The sequence below is a fragment of the Leptospiraceae bacterium genome, assembly GCA_015075105.1.
Taxonomy (GTDB): Bacteria; Spirochaetota; Leptospiria; order Leptospirales; family Leptospiraceae; genus JABWCC01.
On record JABTUZ010000001.1, the window covers coordinates 803,218 to 820,203 of the forward strand.

The following is a 16,986-nucleotide window of genomic DNA, read 5'->3' on the forward strand; positions in this document are numbered from 1 at the left end:
CTCCGATTTTTTATTTCACTGCGTATAGGACAAGGCTGGAAGTGAGACTTTTGTTATTCAATCTGATTTTACTTTTAAAATGGTAAAATGAAATACGAAACCACGTCAAATAGTCGGTAAGTTTAGAAAAACTCCCTCTTGATTTTTGTAGTTTTGCTAATAACGGAAAATCCACTCCAAAGAAAGAATAGAATTTAGAAAAACCATTTTTCGTCAAAATTTTTTTTAAATTAGATTCAGAATAATAAAACAGATGTCCGGGTAAATAGTAGTGGTAAGATGCCCCTGCTGAAATGGCTTGCCACCCTTCAAAATTAGCGGTTTGTATCACAAGTAGTCCGTCTTTCTTTAATAGATCAAACAATTTTTGAAACACTTCTTTTGGCTTGTCTAAATGCTCTATTACCTCAATCAAAGTAATTACATCAAAAAAATGATTCGGAAACTTAGAGTCCAAAAACTCACCTTGAAAGGTTTCTATATTTCTATCTTGGCAATATTTTGCAGAGTAAGGGGAAATTTCAATTCCGTAAGGCGTAAACCCGAACTTTTTTGCTCTTTCCAAAAATCCTCCAAAGGAAGAGCCTACGTCTAAGAAATTTCCGGATTTTACGAATTTCTGAATATTTTTCAGACGTGCATCCCAAACGAAAGAATCAAACTTTTCTGTTTTCCTTTCGTCTTTATAGGAATAATTTGAACTCCCTGAGTAATAGTTCTCGTCGTAAATTGCTTTAAGCGATTTGGGCTTAGGGTGGATTGTTTGGAGCCCGCAGTTTTTGCATTTATAAATAGGTAGATTGTAATTATGGAAAGTAGAATTGTAAAGAAACTCCCAATTGCAATTTTCATCGAGAGGGCAGTTTGTTATTTTCTTGCTTTGAATATCCAATGGCAAATTCTTTCTTCCAATTTTCCGATAGGAGATCTTTCTGAATAGCCAAATTCAGAATACGAAAAATCTTTTAATAAATCTTTCAATTCGTCAAAACTATATAAAAAAATTTGTCCTCCTTTTAAGTCTTCTATTTGGATTTCTGTATTTTTTACTTTGAGATAGGTGTCGTTTTTTGAGCGAATAGTTCCTGCAAGAATTCCTCCCGGTTTTAAAATTCTATAGAATTCTTTAAGAATCTTTATTGATTCTTCCAATGTATTGTAGTGCAATACCCCCCAATTTACGATTAGATCAAATTCTTCGCTTTGCAATCTAAAAGGAGGCGAGCCGACTATAGAAGTATGAATATCCAAATTCAATAATTGAATTTGCTCTATTGATTTTTCAGAATAATCTGCTGCATAAACTTCAAATCCAAAATCTTTTAAAAGTACAGAATGCCTTCCGGAGCCTGCGCCAAAATCCAAAGCCTTTCCTCTATTGGGAAGGCTGGAAAGAATTCTAACTAAATTTTCATCAGGGTATTTTAATTTTGATTTTTCTTTTTTGTAGTGATTGTCCCATAAAATTTTTGTTTTCATTTCAGGATTCAAACTTGACAGAGATTCTTTCTCGAATGCTTTTATCAAATTCTTCATGGCTAATATTTTTTTTTGTTTCAATTCCCAGAACTAAAACTCTGGAGTGATTCCCTTGAGAAGTGAGAAGGGTATCTCCTTCTTGCTTTAAATTTTCACGAAAAAATAAATTTTCTGATGGTTCTACTTCAAATGGAGAAATTTGTTTTAGTTTAGACTTATTTTCAGGTGGAGCAAAAAATACGATATGGGATTTTTTTAAATTTCTATCAGATTTTTGAGCTTTTGTTTCTATAGGCTCGCCTATAAATACTTTTATTAAGTTTTGAAAATAATCGTATCCGTAGAATTGAGGGATTAGGTAATCTGCCAAATATTCTCCCCCTACCTCAGGTTTCACTTCCATTAAATAGATTTCATCGCTATTTGTAATTTTAAATTCTGCTACAAAAGGGCAGTTGTCTATTCCGGTTAAATTTACGATAGATTGGCATATTATTTTTATTTCCCCTGAATGGTCTTCAAAATCGGAGGGAAGTCTGTGGGAAATCTCTATAAAAGGTGGATAAGTAGTTGTGATTTTGTCTGAAATGGAAACCAAGTGAAATGTTTGATTTTGAACAAGACCAAGGACCGTGATTTCTTTTCCTTCGATGAACTCTTCCAATAGATAAGAAGAATCGTCGGGAGAAATTTTATTTAATTTTTCTTTTAACTCATCTTTGTTGTAGAATAATTCTATTCCTTTTTTTGATTCTGAGAAAGAGGGCTTCAATATACAAGGGTAGGAGATGATGGCAATAGTTTTTGCCATAAGTGAATTGGAACGCCAATTGTAGTAATTAGGAACCTTGATCCCTTTTTTTTCTAAAAATTCTTTTAGCTTTCTTTTATTATCAAAAATTTTTAATGAATTGGGTTTTACTCCGGGCAGTTTCAATTTTTCTGCTAAATAGGAGGCAGAATATACTGTTTTCCCGAAAGACCTTGTTCCTACTCCGTATATTGGGTAAATAAGCGGAATTTCACCGATGCTTTTATATAGCTTTCGATATTCATGCACAGATTCTATAATTTTGATTGAAGTAAAATGAAAACCGGGTGCCTTATCGTTCTTATCGACAGAAATTACTTTTAATCCAAGGGCATTCGCCTTATGAATTAGAGGGATTTGATTTTTCCCTGCACCAAGTGAAATAAAGTAGCCGTCTTTTCGCATTGTCTATCTTTTTGTATCGTCACTATTTTTAAACTAATTCATTTGCAAAATTCTTTTTTTATGAATTTTAGAGAAATATCATATTCGCAAAAATGTTTATTTTCTAAAGAGTTTTGGAAGTAAAACGATAATGAAAATAAGGAAGGCTATATGCTCAGAGGGATTTATACCGGATCGAACGGAATGACAATTCAACAGACAAGGATGGACACAATCGCAAACAATCTTGCAAATGTTGATAAAACAGCGTATAAAAAGGATACTACGATATTTAAAACCTTCCCGGAATTACTGATTCACAGATTTGAAGAAGACGGTGTAGGAAAGGTTCCGATGGGGTCTTTTGATACCGCTCCTGTAGTCGGAAAAATTGGTTTGGGTGGTGAAGTGAATGAAATTTACACTAGATTTGAGCAAGGTGCAGTAAAAAAAACAGACAACCACTCGGATATAATGATACAAGATAAACCCGGAGTGGAAAAGCCCGCCTTTTTTGTTGTAATGACAAACAGAGGAGAAAGATTGACAAGAAGCGGTTCATTTATCTTGGATAGGAAGGGGAATTTAGTCACACCACAAGGATTTCCACTGATGGGAGAAAAAGGACCGATTCAGGTTGCAGGTGGAAATTTTTTGATTAAAGAGAATGGTGAAGTCTATATAAATTCTACAATTGGGAATGACCCCAGAAATGGAACGAGTATTGATAAAAATCGTTTTGATTCACCCATATTATTGGATCGGTTAAAAATCAGGACTGTGGAGAATCCACGCCATTTGGATAAAGAGGGAGATTCTTTTTATAACGATACACCTGAGTCCGGAGAGCCTGTGGGGTTTCAGGAGGAATTTTCTCCTTCTGTTTTACAAGGGTATTTGGAGGCTTCCAATGTTCAGGTAGTTACAGAAATGGTGGAAATGATCGAAGTCAATCGTGCTTATGAGGCAAATCAAAAGGCAGTTCAAACTCACGATCAAATGCTTGGAAAATTGATTAACGAAGTTAGTCGATAAACAGAATAAATGATTGAATAGTTTGGGGTGGAAAAGATGAATTTTATTTTTTATAAAAATTTTTTGAAATGGTTTAATTCAAATCAAAAGGAATTGAAAAAACAACTATTATCATACAAAGAAACTTCTTTGAAAGGTATTGTTGGGGAGTTATTTCAAAAAATAAATTTATATAGAAGCTCTGTTGTGGAGAGTGCGGATGCCTTAGCTGTGTCTTTGTTTAAATTTCCGGAAAAAATACACCAAATCACAAGTACAAATAATGAATTTATAGAAGCCATCCAAGGGCAGTCGGATATATTGAGAGAGCTTGCGAGTGCGTCTGAAGAGTTGGATGCTGTTGTGCAGAGCATTAAAGGCAAACTTTCAGAAGGTAACGATATAAACAGTTTGAATTTAGATTATTCGATTACCACTGTGAATTCGATTAAAGAATCAGAATCTACAATGATAGATATTGTTACTGAAGCAGATATAATTAAAAGTGATAACGAAAAATTTATTTCTGAAATAGACATATTAAAAAATTTAATTAAAGACGTATCTAAAAATATTGCTTCCGTAAAAGAAATTGCGGATCAGACCAATTTACTCGCACTAAATGCATCCATTGAGGCTGCAAGAGCAGGGGAGCAAGGAAGAGGGTTTTCCGTTGTTGCGGAGGGTGTCTCTAAGCTTGCAGAACAAAGTCAGTCTATTGTAAAAAAAATCAATTCGTCAGTCCAGCAAATGAAAAAAGGTTATGAAGACCTTTCAGAAAATTCCAATAAGCATATACAAAAAGTAAACACTATAATCAGTTACATCAATTCTATTCAAGATTTTTTCAGTGATAATGAAATGCGTGCGATGATGACAGAAAATTCTATGAGAAATACGAAAGATTTATATATTCAGATAGAAGAGCAATTGGCTCAGATTAAGGAGGCTTCTCAACATCTCTCTAATTTATCTGTTTCGGCTAGTGACAAGGAAGAGCATTTAGTGGAAATAGGAAAGGAAAGCGCCCTAAGACTTGCAGAAATTGAGGATAGTGTATCTTCTGTAGTGAAAACAATTACTAACCAAAACCCGGTATGGCTTTTAGAGTTTATTATGGCGAGACGTGTAGATCATATTAATTGGGTAAAAAATGTTGATAAAGCGATAGCAGAAAAAAATTCTGATAAGCTACCGGAAAAAAACCCCAGAAAGTGTAAAATGGGGTTATGGTTTTACAACTCTTATGTTGATGATCTTAAACAAAAAGAGATCCACGATAAATTAGAAGAGCCTCACCGTAACTTACACGAGTCTTGCATAAAAATAGCTGAAGCAATTCAGTCTGCGAACTCTGATGAAATAAAAATAGAAAGAGGAAATTTAGAAAACCACTATAAAGAGATAGCGGTCATTTTCGATGAATACCTATCCTACCTAGAAAAAAAGATCTTATCGAATTGATTATACTAAAATTTTCTTTTACTTGAAGTGAGAAAACTTAATTTAAAAAAATACAAAAAGGAAATTCACTTTACGAAAATAATTATTTTTGAATTGTATTTTTAAGGAAAGAAATGATGAATAAAAAGAAAATCCTAGGTATAGTATTTGGTGTTTTTGCCCTCTCTCAATTGATCCCTGTAGATAAAACAAACCCTCCTTCAAATAGTGAAATCGTAGTAGAAAAAGAAGTAAAATTAATTTTAAAAAGAGCTTGCTACGATTGCCATTCCAATAAAACGATTTGGCCGGCGTATTCAAAAATATTTCCGATTTCATTTGCAATATCGAAGCACGTAAAAAATGGTAGAGAAGAATTGAATTTTTCAGAGTGGGAAGCCTTTACTGCAAAGAAAAAAAATAAAAAAGCCTCAGAGGTAATTGAAGAAATCGAGTCTGGAGATATGCCTCCACCATATTACAAAATTTTTCATTCCAATTCTAAACTAAACCAATCTGATATTCAGGTATTAAAAAACTGGGCGTTAAAGATTGAAAAAGATTTTGAAAAAGAAAAAAAATAATGAAAAGTAAAACTAACAAAACCCAAACAAATAAAAAAATGTGGGGTGGAAGGTTTCAAGAAAAAATGTCCTCGATAATGGAGAGAATCGGAGAATCTATCTCATTCGATAAAAGGCTTTACCGTGAAGATATTACAGGCAGCTTAGCTCACGCCAAAGGATTAGAAAAAATTGGAATATTGTCAAGGGATGAGTTGAAAAATATTCAAAAAGGCTTGTCGCAGATATTGCATGAAATAGAAAGTGGTGAGTTTGAATTTCATTCTGCTTTGGAAGATATTCACATGCACATTGAATCCAGATTAACCGATCTCATCGGAAACACTGGAAAGAAATTGCACACTGCAAGGTCAAGAAACGATCAAGTTAGCCAAGATGTCAGGTTGTATATATTGAAAGAGATTCAGGAAATTCGTAAACTGATTTTTCAATTATTGGAAACCTTGCTTTTGCGTGCTGAAGAATCAGTGAACACAATTATGCCCGGTTTTACCCATCTGCAAGTCGCTCAACCGATTCGTGCTTCTCACTATTTTCTGTCTTACTTTTCCATGTTTCTTAGGGATTATGAAGAGTTAGACAATGTAGAGAAAACTACAAGCATACTAGTGCTTGGCTCTGGTGCTATGGCAGGGGTGAATTACCCAACAGATAGAGATTTTTTAAAAAATGAACTACAACTAAATTCTATCAGCTTAAATTCTATGGATGCAGTATCCAGTAGAGATCATATACTTCAGTTTTTATTTTTTGCTTCCCAGTGCATGGTTCATTTGTCCAGATTCTCTGAAGATACAATTATATACACTTCGCAAGATTATTCATACATACAATTGTCTGATTCGCTTACCACAGGCTCATCGATAATGCCTCAGAAAAAAAACCCGGATATTGCAGAATTGATCCGGGGAAAAACTGCCAGAGTCATAAGTAATCTAAATTCGCTTTTCATTCTTTTAAAGGGTCTGCCTATGACTTACAACCGTGATTTACAGGAAGATAAAATTTCTTTATTTGACTCGGTTGACCAGTTAAAGATTTCTTTGGAAGGAATAACAGAGATTGTAAAGTCTATGAAGTTCATCCCTGAAAATATGGAAAGTGCATTAAAGAAAGGTTTTGCAACTGCTACCGATTTGGCTGACTTTCTTGTAAGGGAAAAAAATATTCCATTCAGAGAAGCCCATGAATTGGTCGGCAAACTTGTAGAAATTTGTGTAAAGGAACGCTCAAATTTATTTGATCTCCCCGAAGAAAAAAGAAAAAACTTGTCTGATTTTTTTATAGGAGAGGAATATTTTGAAGCTATATCACTTTACAATTCTTGTGATAAAAAAGATGTGTATGGTGGAACGGCAAAAAATCGACAAATCGAGCAGATTGAATTTTGTAAAAATAAACTGCAAGAAATAAAAATAAAGTCAAATAAGGTTTTTGTAATATGAAAAAAAAAGTGTTTATTTGTTGTGTATTTCTTTCTCAATTGGTATTTTGTAAAGAAAGTGAATTTAAAAAAAATCAATATTCTCCGGTGGCGTACAAACCTATGAAAGTTACAGTAAACAAAAAAGAAACTACTACAGAATCTCTCCCTGATAAAAAAGCAATCTATGCAGTCGTAGCAACAAATAAAGGGAGTTTAATTGTCGAACTATTCGATAAAGATGCACCGGCAACTGTTCAGAATTTTATTGACTTGTCCCAGGGAGAAAAAGAATTTACTCTTCCAGACGGTAATAAAAAGAAGAAACCTTTTTATGACGGTTTAACTTTTCATAGAGTGATTCCTGACTTTATGATCCAAGGTGGATGTCCAAGAGGAGATGGAACAGGGGGGCCGGGTTACCAGTTCGATGATGAGATTAATGGGAAGTCACTTGGTTTGGACAAAATGAAAATAAAAGATGCGCCCTACTATCAAAACTATTTACAAAGAGCGGTGATCATGGGACTAAATATTAAATCTCAAGCTGAATTTGAAGAGAAAAGAGAACTGATAGAAAAAAGTTTCATAGAAGCCTCTGAGCTATCTGTATTAGAAATACTATCAAGAGTCGGCTATAAATACAACGAGGTAGTGACAAGCCATCCTGCTGTAAAAGGTTCTCTCGCTATGGCGAACGCAGGTCCTTCTACAAACGGATCACAGTTTTTTATCAATCAAGTAGATACTCCTCACTTGAATGGAGTTCATACTGTATTTGGCCATCTTGTATCAGGAGAAAAAGTTTTGGATTCTATAATTACCGGTGGAAATGGGAAAACCCAAATACAGCATATAGCGATTATTGACAATAGAGAATAAACTATTCGATGAGCTTAGAAGCATTGTCCAAAGAAGAAGCTTATACCGATTGTCTTCATTCAATATTATCGCTCGGAGTAAAGGATTCCTTAGCTCCCATATTTCAAAAAATAAGCCAAATTGATGAAGACGTAAAATTTAGAGAAGCCATCCTGACTGAAATGGACAAGACCAAAGTGTATCCTGACTCTTTAAGCCGAATTATTACTTTTCTGAAATTTATTCAAACTGAAAGATTGGCAATCAATGGCTTGTATGAAGAATCTATTGAAAAGTACAATAAGATCAACCAATTGACTTCAAAAAGAAAATCAACCGATGATGAAGCAAAAATCAAAAAAACTCTAACAGATTTTATCATTAAAATTGAATCTTTCTTTGAAGCCAATGATACCCATGACGAAGGAATCGTAAGAGAGTTGAATAAATATATGGCGGAGTCTAATTTATTCGGCAGTTCAGGAAAAGAATTTTTGAATTTAAAGGTATCTTCAAAATCTATGTCAATCATTGTACCTTTGATGGAGAAACTGATTCTTATTTTTTTTGATTATAAAAAATACATAGGAATACTTCAGAGGCTTATTAAAATCTCAAATTATATCATTGAAGACGCAGAGAAATTAGCAAAAATTTAATTGTCTTTTTTTATAGTTTTGTCGATTTTATTACCATGAGGTTCTTGATTATTGCATTATGTTTCCTGCCTGTGTATATTTTTTCTATTCCGGATAGAGATGCACGAGGAAACCACACCCAAAACTATCTTCACCTTCAAGGAAAGATTCAAATTAGTCTTTCCAAGATACACTATAATTATGGAGACAATATTTTTCTGAATTTTTCAGTTACAAACTCAGGAAATGAAATTCTCAGGATTTTTCCAGTAGAAAAAAAATTTACCACTTTTCAGGTTGTAATTTTAGATGAAAATAACGAAAAAGTCAAAAGAAGCGAGGAGGGTGACTTCTCCGAAGAAATTAGAACTAAAAAAACTTCTATTGTAAATTTGGCAGGAGATGAAGTAAAAGAAATTTTATTGAATGCAAACGAAACTTATTCAAGGAAATTGAATTTAACCCGTAATTTTGATTTGAAACCAGGAAAAAAGTACTATGTACAAGGGTATTTTTATCCTAATTTTTTAGAAGAAAATGTATTTTTAAAATCAAAAAATACTGCTTTTTTTTATATCGAGAATAAAAAAGATGAAGAGTTTGTTCCAAAGCTACCTACGGGAGATTTGAGAAATGAAGGAATCTCCCCCGAAGAAACAATTTTTCTGTTTCTTGGTGCAGAAATGAAAAAAAACTGGGAAAATTATTTTAAATATATTGATTTTAGTGAATATATTTTATCCTATGATAGATTTTCAAGAGATTTTACGGAAAGCGATCCAGAATCAAAGCAAGTAGTACTGGAATCTTTTAAAAGACATTTAACTGAAACAAAATCAGGAATTCTAAAATACTATAAGGTGCTTTCTGTGAATAGGATTAACCCGACTGTTTCAAGAGTGAATGTATATGTGGAAAGAGAGCAAGAGAGAATCCCTTCCAGATTTGAGTATCAATATACTTTGAAAAAAAGTGAAGAAGAGCCGACACCATTTTGGAAAATATCTAATCTAATTGTAAAGGTAAGAAAATGACTGAAATTCTTTCTCAAGATGAAATCGACGCTCTCTTAAATGCTATTTCGAGTGGAGAGGTAAGCGAAGAAGATTATTCCTCTGTCGGAGAGCAAAAGAAGGTAAAAATTTACGATTTTAAAAGACCGGATAAATTTTCAAAAGATCAGATTCGAACTTTACAAATGATGCACGAAACTTTTGCTCGTCTTGCTACAACAGGTCTTTCCGCTCAGCTTCGTGCGCTTGTAGTAGTGCACGTTACCTCTGTAGATCAGTTGACTTATGAGGAGTTTATTCGCTCTATACCAAATCCGACTACACTTGCGGTTGTGAATATGGATCCGCTGAAAGGCTCTGCTATTTTGGAGATGGATCCTTCGATAACATTTACTATTATAGATAGGCTTTTTGGAGGAAAGGGTGAGTCAACAAAAATCAATAGAGAGCTTTCTGATATTGAGTTGTCCGTAATAGAAGGAATCATAGTCAGAATTTTAGGACATTTAAGAGAGTCTTGGGCAACTGTGATCGATCTAAGACCGAGACTTGGGAATATAGAAACAAACCCGCAGTTTGCTCAAGTAGTTCCTCCCAATGACATGGTGGTACTTATCACTTTAGAGACTAAGGTAGGTGAGGTAGAGGGAATGACAAATTTTTGTATTCCTTATATTACAATCGAGCCTATCATCAATAAACTTTCGGCTCAATACTGGTATTCTTCTATTCGTCGAGGTGGAACGGATGAGAATAAGGCAGTGATCCAAGAAAGATTGGACCAAGTTACAATCCCGCTCGTAGCCGAGGTGGGTACTGTGGATATTTCTCTACTCGATTTGATGAATGTTCAAGTCGGGGATGTAATCAAAATGGAAAACACTTCTATCAAAACAGATATGATTATTAAAGTGGGAGATAGAAGTAAATTCAAATGCACTCCCGGAAAAGTTGGAAACAGGCAAGCTGTTCAAATCGGTGATATGATAGAAGATATTCCGGATGAATTACTCGGCTCTACAAGATCGGAACAAGAATACTAATTGTCAAAATTTATAGATGAAGTACTGATTACCGTAAAAGCCGGACACGGTGGTCCCGGCGCTGTTTCTATGCGAAAAGAAAAATTTGTAGAATTTGGTGGACCGGACGGTGGAGACGGGGGTAGAGGTGGAGACGTTATCTTTCGCTCTAAGCTCTCTATTCAGACCCTTGATAAATTCATCCCGCTAAAAGTGTATTCTGCAAGACCCGGAAATAATGGAGAAGGTAGAAATAAGTCTGGAGCCAAAGGAGATGATCTGGAACTTGGTGTTCCGGTTGGTACTCAAATTTACGACGTAAACACGAATGAGTTAATATTTGATTTTTTAGATGAAGACCAAACTTTTATTCCTGTTCGTGGAGGGCGTGGCGGAAAGGGCAACGCATTTTTTAAATCTTCTACATTCCAAACTCCGAGATTTGCACAAACAGGAGAAGAAGGGGAAATTAGAGATTTAAAACTTTCTTTAAAATTACTCGCCGATATAGGAATTGTCGGACTTCCAAATGCCGGTAAATCCACACTACTTAGTAAGATTACTGAAGCCCACCCAAAAATTGCAAGTTATGCTTTTACAACTTTGATTCCAAATTTAGGCGTAGTAGAAAGGGAAAACTCTACTTTTCGTTACACAATAGCTGATATTCCGGGTATTATAGATGGTGCAAGCAAGGGACACGGACTTGGGCTTTCTTTTTTAAAGCATATCGAAAGGGTAAAAGGAATTATCTATCTTATTGATGCTGGCTCAATTGACATAGAATCCGATCTGAAGATGTTAAAAAATGAATTGCAATTTTACAATAAATCTTTATTGGATAAGCCTTCTATTTTGGTTTTGAATAAGATCGATCTATGGGAAGACGAAACATTTACAGAGGAACTGCTCCACAATCTAAAGCACCTTGGGAGAATTATACCAATTTCTGCAGAAAAATCCATTCATTTAGACCAACTGTTAGACGCTATGGATGAAGTTTTTTTTCATAAAAACTAGTAATTTTTCAAAAATTCACTTTCCAAAATTTTTTTCTTTTTCAAACTATGCTAACTATGATCCGATTGAATGAATTTGAATACGGTGGGCAAATCGAGAAATTCAAATACGAAGCTATTGAAAAGAATTTACAAGAGAGGCTTTACATTCTTTTTGGAGAAGCGTTTAAACAAAAGATTGGGACTTTGATTGTATTAGAAGGATGGGGAGCAAGCGGAAAGGGTGATTTATTAAAAACAATCACCACGCGTTTGGACCCTAGAAAATTCCGAGTCTATTCAATGAATTCTGGTTCTTCCGATAATTACCCATTTTTACATAGGTATTGGAAAGGTTTACCTGAATATGGAAACACGGCTATCTTAGACGGCTCTTGGTATTCGAGAGTAACTTACGATAAAATAAATAAATTGCTCACTAAAAAAGATTGCAAGAATGCGTTTCAATCTATCTTGAATTTTGAAAAATTAATACAGGATGACCACTATATTATTTTAAAATATTTTTTAAATATATCTGCAAAAGAACAAAAAAATAGATTAAAAAAAGCCAAGGAAACTGAAAAGAAGTGGATGATTTCTGAAACAGATTGGGAAGAGTATGAAAATTATGAAGAGTACCGAAATGAGTTTGAATACGCATTAAATACCACCAATACTGAAAATTGCCCTTGGTGTATTGTCTCTGCGAAAAATAAGAATTTTGCCAAGTATCAGGTGATGAACAGCATTATCGCTAGTTTAGAAAAAAAATTAAACATCGATAGCAATAAAATACTATCACTGTTATTGGAAGAAGCGGGTGTTTCATGAAACTATCAGAAGTTGACTTGAATTTATCTTTAGGATACACTGAGTATAAAACGGAAATCAAGGACTTGCAGGAGAAGGCAAGACTCTTGACTCACTACGCATTTAAAAAGAAGCGAACAATAATACTTGTTTTTGAAGGTTGGGATGCAGCAGGAAAAGGTGGCTCTATCCGAAGACTAACTTCTACATTCGATCCGAGGCTATACACTGTTAAGTCTATTGCAGCCCCAAATGAAGTAGAAAAGAAGCATCACTATCTTTGGAGATTTTGGACTACTCTGCCTGAAATCGGACATGTAGGTATTTATGATAGATCTTGGTACGGAAGGGTATTGGTTGAGAGAGTGGAGAATTTTGCTACAGAAGAAGAATGGTCAAGAAGCTACGAAGAAATCAATGGATTTGAAAAAGACTTAACAGACAATGGTGCTATTTTGATCAAGTATTGGCTGCATATTAGTTTTGAAGAGCAGTTCAAGCGATTCAATGCTCGAAAAAATGACCCTCTAAAAAGGTGGAAATTAACCGATGAAGATTGGAGAAATAGAGAAAAATGGGGCAAGTATGAGGAAGCTGCAAATGAAATGTTTGCAAAAACCTCCAAGATAGAATCTCCATGGGCGATTATTTCTGCAAACGATAAATACAACGCAAGGGTGAGTGTACTCAGAACATTTTGTGAGAATTTAAAAAAATCAATGGATATACACAAGCTATAGTTTACACTTAAAGCAGGTGTAAAAAAAATATTTGAGACTTGACCACCATGTAAGTTAAAAAACTTTGTCTAATAGTTAAGAAGACCCCAAGGAGAAAAAGTAATGGGTAGAATTGCATATGTAAATAAGGACGACTGCACTTCCTGCAATCAGTGTGTTGATAACTTACCGAAATATTTTCAAATGGATGATAACGATACATCTGAAACCCATATAAACGGTGGAAATATCAACAACGCAGAGATTCCTGAACAAGATTGGAAAGCAGTCCAAAAGGAAATGGATGAGTGTCCGGGTGAGTGCATTCACTGGAAAAAGTAGATATAAGATAACGCCTCTTATAGACTAAGAGGCTTATTTCTTTTTTTCATCCTTATTGCACGGAATTTTTAACCAATTGCAACTTAGAGGCAAAACATTTTTAATAGACTTTAACTTATAATTTGAGTTTTTGGGGTAAGATAGAAGTATAGTTTTCATAGAAGTATCCCCCGGTAGAAATCCATGATTGGAAAAAGTTTGTCCAAGTAGTTTTAGTAAATCACCATCAGTTTTTTCACCAAACCCTGTGTTGTTTTCCGAATATAAAAAAGCGATTGCACCACTGTGAAACTTTCTTTTTAATTTTTCAAAACTTTTTCCTTCATAGATAAATTTTGTGCCTTCACATTTTGATTCAATTGTTTGTTTTAGGGAGCTTAGTTCATCTTTCGTAAACCGAAATTGCAAATCATCGTTTTGTAAAAGAAGTGAAATCCCTCCCATCGTTCTAAATATCCCTTTCCAGTTATTTTTTTCTAAGTTCAAATACCCTCTTTGTTTTAACTCTGTATTCGGGTAACAAATTCTGGAAACATCCTTAAATCCATGGTCGGACACAATGATTAAGGAAAGATTTTTTTTTGAATAGAGTGAAGTCTTTTCGATGATTTCTTTTATCAAAGAGTCAATCTCGATTAATTTTTCTTTTGCCTCTTTGGAATAGACTCCATAGGTGTGGTGAGCTGAGTCCAAATCAGTGGTGTATATAAATAATGCGTCTGGTTTTTTCTTTTTCCATATAGATAGACCTGCACGCACCTTTTCTCTGTCGGGTGTGATTTCACTTACCGTAATACCTTCTTCTTTTAGCTCCTCGTATAGCCCTTTTGTTGAAAGAATTCGGATTAGTTTTTCATCTTCTGAATTTTTTGCTCTCCAGTATTGTGGAATATTGTAATCAATTTCTGCACCTGCGCTAACAGGCCAGTACACTGAAGCAGATTTTTTGTGACTTTCTTTAAGAAACTCAAAAATTGTTTTGGCATTGATTTCCTCATAATACCACATCCACCCTCCAAGGTTTTTATTGTACGGATCGAAAGGGGTATTTGAGCGAATTCCATGAACTTCAGGATCCACCCCTGTAATCATGGAAGTGTGTGCAGGGTAGGTCATAGTCGGATATACTGAGGTAACCAAATTAGAAAAATTGGACATCCTTCTCAGTTTATTTAAGTTGGGTGTATATTGATAAAATTTTGAATCCGTATTTGCATAGTACCCGGGAAATCCGTCTATAGACAATACAATTAATTTTTTCTTGGATTCTTTTGGATACAATGAATTAGTTGATGCAAGAACTACAATCAGCAAAAAAAACAATTTTGACATCAAAGATAACTAAAAGACTTCTTTTTATTATTTATAAAATCATAAAGTATGATCTGACTCAATTCATTTGGGTTGGAATAAAAAACTCTTCCTTGTGCAATTTTGGAAAATTGTTTGATAAAACTTTCTTCACCAAAATAATTATAATCCCAGTCAGAGGTCAATAGAAATGTATTAATTGATATGTTTTCGGCTACACACTTTTTTACTTCAGAGAGTGTCTCTTCAAAGTCTTCTATGCTCGGAGGATAATTTATATGCAAGGTAGAGCCTTTGAAGTGGGCGGTAGGCGCACCGTCTGTAATCAATATTATATTTTTATTGTTTGTTTCTTTAGAAGAAAGAGTCATTCTGGCAAGAGACAACCCTCTTTGTAAATTTGTAAAATACATTGGAACCAAAGTTTCTATTTGCAATTTACTCAAATTAGAAAAATTGAATTTGAGTCGGATAAGAGGGTTATAAATTGTAACAGGATAGGGTTGTAAAAATGCCAACTTTGGGATAGAGATGATTTTTGCTGTGCTGCCGAATCCGATTACGGTAAGTTTGTCTTCTTTATACTCTTGTCGAATTAGCGAATCGAGAGCAAGGGTGATTTTTTTTGCGTTGTAAAATCTCCCAGATCTTTCCATCGACCCGGACATATCAATAAGAATAACAGTGGAAGACTTAGAAAACCCTCTCGAATAAAATATATCTAAATCTGATAGGCTTATATTTTTACCATTCCCTCTTGCGATACTATTGGTTATACTTCCAATATAATCAATTTTAGTTACGCTATCTCCAAATTCATATTTTTTGGTTAAAGAAATTTCTTCTTCTGACTCCCCAAGACTCTGAATTGGATTATTCCCGCTTTCATCACTTTTTAATTCCAGAAAAATTTCTTTGAGTATATTTCTTCCAATTTTTTGAATAGAGCCGGGTGAAAGGCTAACTTCCCCATTTTCGTCTTCAATAATTTTGCCTTCATTTTTTAAAAGTTTTTTTAGATTTTCAAGTATCTCATTTCTTTTTTCTATAAACTCTTGGTAGCTTTCCGCACCAAGATAATTTGCAATATTCTCCAAATTGATATTGAATATATCTCCTGTTTGGATCATATTTTTTAAAGTGGAAAGTAATTCAGTTAAATGATCCAGACTTTGAATTATATCAACGGCTTCTTTTTTTGAGGGAAATTCATTACCGAGAAATATATATTTAGAAGCACCCCCAATAATTTCATAATAAGACTGATGAATGGAGGATAACGTATCAATAATTTTTGCCAGCTCTGGATTTTCTTTTTGAGGCTTCGACCATTTTAATTGAAATAGAAAGTCGGCACCTTTTCTATCTTGGATTTTTAGAATTTCTTGAAATTCAGAAGTTTTCCTAATTGGATTTTTCTCGTAAAGGTTTAGAAATTTTTGAATCTCCATATTCTTAAGTTCTTCTTGTGTAGAAAAATTATAGGTTTCTAAAATGTTTTGGATTTTATCTTGAATTTTTTTTTCTAAGTCAGAGACCAAACTATCCATTTTCCCTTCTTTCAAAAAAATATTCACCGGCAGCCCGCGGTTGAGCAATTCTTGAATCGCCTCGTCAAGAGAAATTTGATAGTGCATCATCAAGTCAGAAATTATAGACATGAGTGAATCAACGGATGCGCTGTTTTCCTCCTCTGGGTTATAAGGAGAATACTTGTAAACAATCATTGTATGATTTCAGTTTTTTGAATATTGGCAGGGATACAGATATTTTTCTGGAAATCACAATAGAAAATTTTTGCATTTATGTTTAGCTTTCCCTTCCCTTTTAGAGTAATTTTCATGTCTTCTACTTTATTAAAATATTCTTTTTTCTCAGAGTGAATACCGCCGCGAAAGTTTAAGTCTGCTTTTTGTACGCTTAGTCCATCTTCCCCACTCAGTAAAATCCGATTCGGCACATCTCTTTGGATTCCGTATTGCTTAGGTGTATTTATTGAAAGTCTGTATTCATTTCCTTGGATTTTTCGTATTTCAAAATGAATCGGGTGATCTTTAGAAAAAATAGAAGTAGAAAGAAAAAGCAAAATAAGAATTATCTTCATATTTATTAGACTCACTTAAATAGTATA

General features: G+C 34.1%; 18 protein-coding genes. 12 read left to right on the forward strand and 6 right to left on the reverse strand.

Annotated features, from left to right (window positions below; translation table 11 throughout):
• Positions 1-10: 10 nt before the first annotated feature.
• The 3 genes from HS129_03910 to HS129_03920 are packed head-to-tail and all read right to left on the reverse strand — an operon-like array spanning position 11 to position 2,695.
• Positions 11-898, reverse strand: a complete 888-nt coding sequence (locus HS129_03910; protein ID MBE7411197.1) for a class I SAM-dependent methyltransferase — start codon at positions 896-898, stop codon at positions 11-13.
• The gene (locus HS129_03915) at positions 868-1,491 is read right to left on the reverse strand and encodes a class I SAM-dependent methyltransferase (protein ID MBE7411198.1); all 624 of its coding nucleotides are present in this window, start codon (positions 1,489-1,491) and stop codon (positions 868-870) included. The genes HS129_03910 and HS129_03915 overlap by 31 nt, the downstream gene beginning before the upstream one ends.
• Entirely contained in the window at positions 1,481-2,695 is a 1,215-nt protein-coding gene (locus tag HS129_03920) for an ATP-grasp domain-containing protein (GenBank protein ID MBE7411199.1), read from the reverse strand. Before HS129_03920 ends, HS129_03915 begins: the two co-directional genes overlap by 11 nt.
• A gap of 150 nt (positions 2,696-2,845) precedes the next feature.
• On the opposite strand from HS129_03920, the gene HS129_03925 reads away from it, so the two are divergent.
• The 12 genes from HS129_03925 to HS129_03980 all read left to right on the forward strand — a co-directional run bounded on the left by HS129_03925 (position 2,846) and on the right by HS129_03980 (position 13,544).
• Positions 2,846-3,709 carry a flagellar hook-basal body protein gene (locus HS129_03925; GenBank protein MBE7411200.1) on the forward strand — a complete coding sequence of 288 codons (864 nt, stop codon included), beginning with the start codon at positions 2,846-2,848 and terminating at the stop codon, positions 3,707-3,709.
• A gap of 36 nt (positions 3,710-3,745) precedes the next feature.
• On the forward strand, positions 3,746-5,152 hold the full coding sequence (locus HS129_03930; protein ID MBE7411201.1) for a CZB domain-containing protein: 1,407 nt from the start codon (positions 3,746-3,748) through the stop codon (positions 5,150-5,152).
• A gap of 113 nt (positions 5,153-5,265) precedes the next feature.
• Positions 5,266-5,715, forward strand: a complete 450-nt coding sequence (locus tag HS129_03935; protein ID MBE7411202.1) for a heme-binding domain-containing protein — start codon at positions 5,266-5,268, stop codon at positions 5,713-5,715.
• On the forward strand, positions 5,715-7,160 hold the full coding sequence (gene argH, locus HS129_03940; GenBank protein ID MBE7411203.1) for an argininosuccinate lyase: 1,446 nt from the start codon (positions 5,715-5,717) through the stop codon (positions 7,158-7,160). The genes HS129_03935 and argH overlap by 1 nt, the downstream gene beginning before the upstream one ends.
• Positions 7,161-7,261: 101 nt before the next feature.
• Positions 7,262-8,020, forward strand: coding sequence for a peptidylprolyl isomerase (locus HS129_03945; protein ID MBE7411204.1), 759 nt, complete (start codon positions 7,262-7,264; stop codon positions 8,018-8,020).
• An 8-nt stretch (positions 8,021-8,028) separates the two neighbouring features.
• Complete coding sequence (locus tag HS129_03950) at positions 8,029-8,658, forward strand: hypothetical protein (protein ID MBE7411205.1); 630 nt, start codon at positions 8,029-8,031, stop codon at positions 8,656-8,658.
• 44 nt (positions 8,659-8,702) lie between these two features.
• Positions 8,703-9,671, forward strand: a complete 969-nt coding sequence (locus tag HS129_03955; GenBank protein MBE7411206.1) for a hypothetical protein — start codon at positions 8,703-8,705, stop codon at positions 9,669-9,671.
• Positions 9,668-10,693: a flagellar motor switch protein FliM gene (gene fliM / locus HS129_03960; protein ID MBE7411207.1), complete on the forward strand. Its 1,026-nt coding sequence runs from the start codon at positions 9,668-9,670 to the stop codon at positions 10,691-10,693. The genes HS129_03955 and fliM overlap by 4 nt, the downstream gene beginning before the upstream one ends.
• Positions 10,694-11,692 (forward strand): GTPase ObgE, encoded by a 999-nt coding sequence (obgE, locus tag HS129_03965; protein MBE7411208.1) that lies wholly within the window; start codon positions 10,694-10,696, stop codon positions 11,690-11,692.
• A 47-nt stretch (positions 11,693-11,739) separates the two neighbouring features.
• Entirely contained in the window at positions 11,740-12,504 is a 765-nt protein-coding gene (locus HS129_03970; GenBank protein MBE7411209.1) for a hypothetical protein, read from the forward strand.
• The gene (locus HS129_03975; protein MBE7411210.1) at positions 12,501-13,223 is read left to right on the forward strand and encodes a UDP-galactose-lipid carrier transferase; all 723 of its coding nucleotides are present in this window, start codon (positions 12,501-12,503) and stop codon (positions 13,221-13,223) included. The genes HS129_03970 and HS129_03975 overlap by 4 nt, the downstream gene beginning before the upstream one ends.
• Before the next feature lie 102 nt (positions 13,224-13,325).
• Positions 13,326-13,544: a ferredoxin gene (locus tag HS129_03980; protein ID MBE7411211.1), complete on the forward strand. Its 219-nt coding sequence runs from the start codon at positions 13,326-13,328 to the stop codon at positions 13,542-13,544.
• 33 nt (positions 13,545-13,577) lie between these two features.
• Here HS129_03980 and HS129_03985 read toward each other — a convergent pair whose 3' ends face one another.
• From HS129_03985 to HS129_03995, 3 genes are read right to left on the reverse strand one after another with little or no spacing between them, the layout of a single operon-like run.
• Positions 13,578-14,876 carry an alkaline phosphatase family protein gene (locus HS129_03985; GenBank protein MBE7411212.1) on the reverse strand — a complete coding sequence of 433 codons (1,299 nt, stop codon included), beginning with the start codon at positions 14,874-14,876 and terminating at the stop codon, positions 13,578-13,580.
• The gene (locus HS129_03990) at positions 14,876-16,582 is read right to left on the reverse strand and encodes a VWA domain-containing protein (protein ID MBE7411213.1); all 1,707 of its coding nucleotides are present in this window, start codon (positions 16,580-16,582) and stop codon (positions 14,876-14,878) included. The genes HS129_03985 and HS129_03990 overlap by 1 nt, the downstream gene beginning before the upstream one ends.
• Complete coding sequence (locus tag HS129_03995; GenBank protein ID MBE7411214.1) at positions 16,579-16,959, reverse strand: hypothetical protein; 381 nt, start codon at positions 16,957-16,959, stop codon at positions 16,579-16,581. The genes HS129_03990 and HS129_03995 overlap by 4 nt, the downstream gene beginning before the upstream one ends.
• Positions 16,960-16,986 lie beyond the last annotated feature (27 nt).

Excerpts from the sequence above, each read along its gene's own strand:
- HS129_03950 (MBE7411205.1), top strand. The coding sequence starts at position 8,029 with ATGAGCTTAGAAGCATTGTCCAAAGAAGAAGCTTATACCGATTGTCTT.
- HS129_03985 (MBE7411212.1), bottom strand. The coding sequence starts at position 14,876 with ATGTCAAAATTGTTTTTTTTGCTGATTGTAGTTCTTGCATCAACTAAT.
- HS129_03945 (MBE7411204.1), top strand. The coding sequence starts at position 7,262 with ATGAAAGTTACAGTAAACAAAAAAGAAACTACTACAGAATCTCTCCCT.
- fliM (MBE7411207.1), top strand. The coding sequence starts at position 9,668 with ATGACTGAAATTCTTTCTCAAGATGAAATCGACGCTCTCTTAAATGCT.
- HS129_03975 (MBE7411210.1), top strand. The coding sequence starts at position 12,501 with ATGAAACTATCAGAAGTTGACTTGAATTTATCTTTAGGATACACTGAG.
- HS129_03970 (MBE7411209.1), top strand. The coding sequence starts at position 11,740 with ATGCTAACTATGATCCGATTGAATGAATTTGAATACGGTGGGCAAATC.
- HS129_03995 (MBE7411214.1), bottom strand. The coding sequence starts at position 16,959 with ATGAAGATAATTCTTATTTTGCTTTTTCTTTCTACTTCTATTTTTTCT.
- HS129_03935 (MBE7411202.1), top strand. The coding sequence starts at position 5,266 with ATGATGAATAAAAAGAAAATCCTAGGTATAGTATTTGGTGTTTTTGCC.
- HS129_03920 (MBE7411199.1), bottom strand. The coding sequence starts at position 2,695 with ATGCGAAAAGACGGCTACTTTATTTCACTTGGTGCAGGGAAAAATCAA.
- argH (MBE7411203.1), top strand. The coding sequence starts at position 5,715 with ATGAAAAGTAAAACTAACAAAACCCAAACAAATAAAAAAATGTGGGGT.
- HS129_03980 (MBE7411211.1), top strand. The coding sequence starts at position 13,326 with ATGGGTAGAATTGCATATGTAAATAAGGACGACTGCACTTCCTGCAAT.
- HS129_03990 (MBE7411213.1), bottom strand. The coding sequence starts at position 16,582 with ATGATTGTTTACAAGTATTCTCCTTATAACCCAGAGGAGGAAAACAGC.
- HS129_03930 (MBE7411201.1), top strand. The coding sequence starts at position 3,746 with ATGAATTTTATTTTTTATAAAAATTTTTTGAAATGGTTTAATTCAAAT.
- HS129_03925 (MBE7411200.1), top strand. The coding sequence starts at position 2,846 with ATGCTCAGAGGGATTTATACCGGATCGAACGGAATGACAATTCAACAG.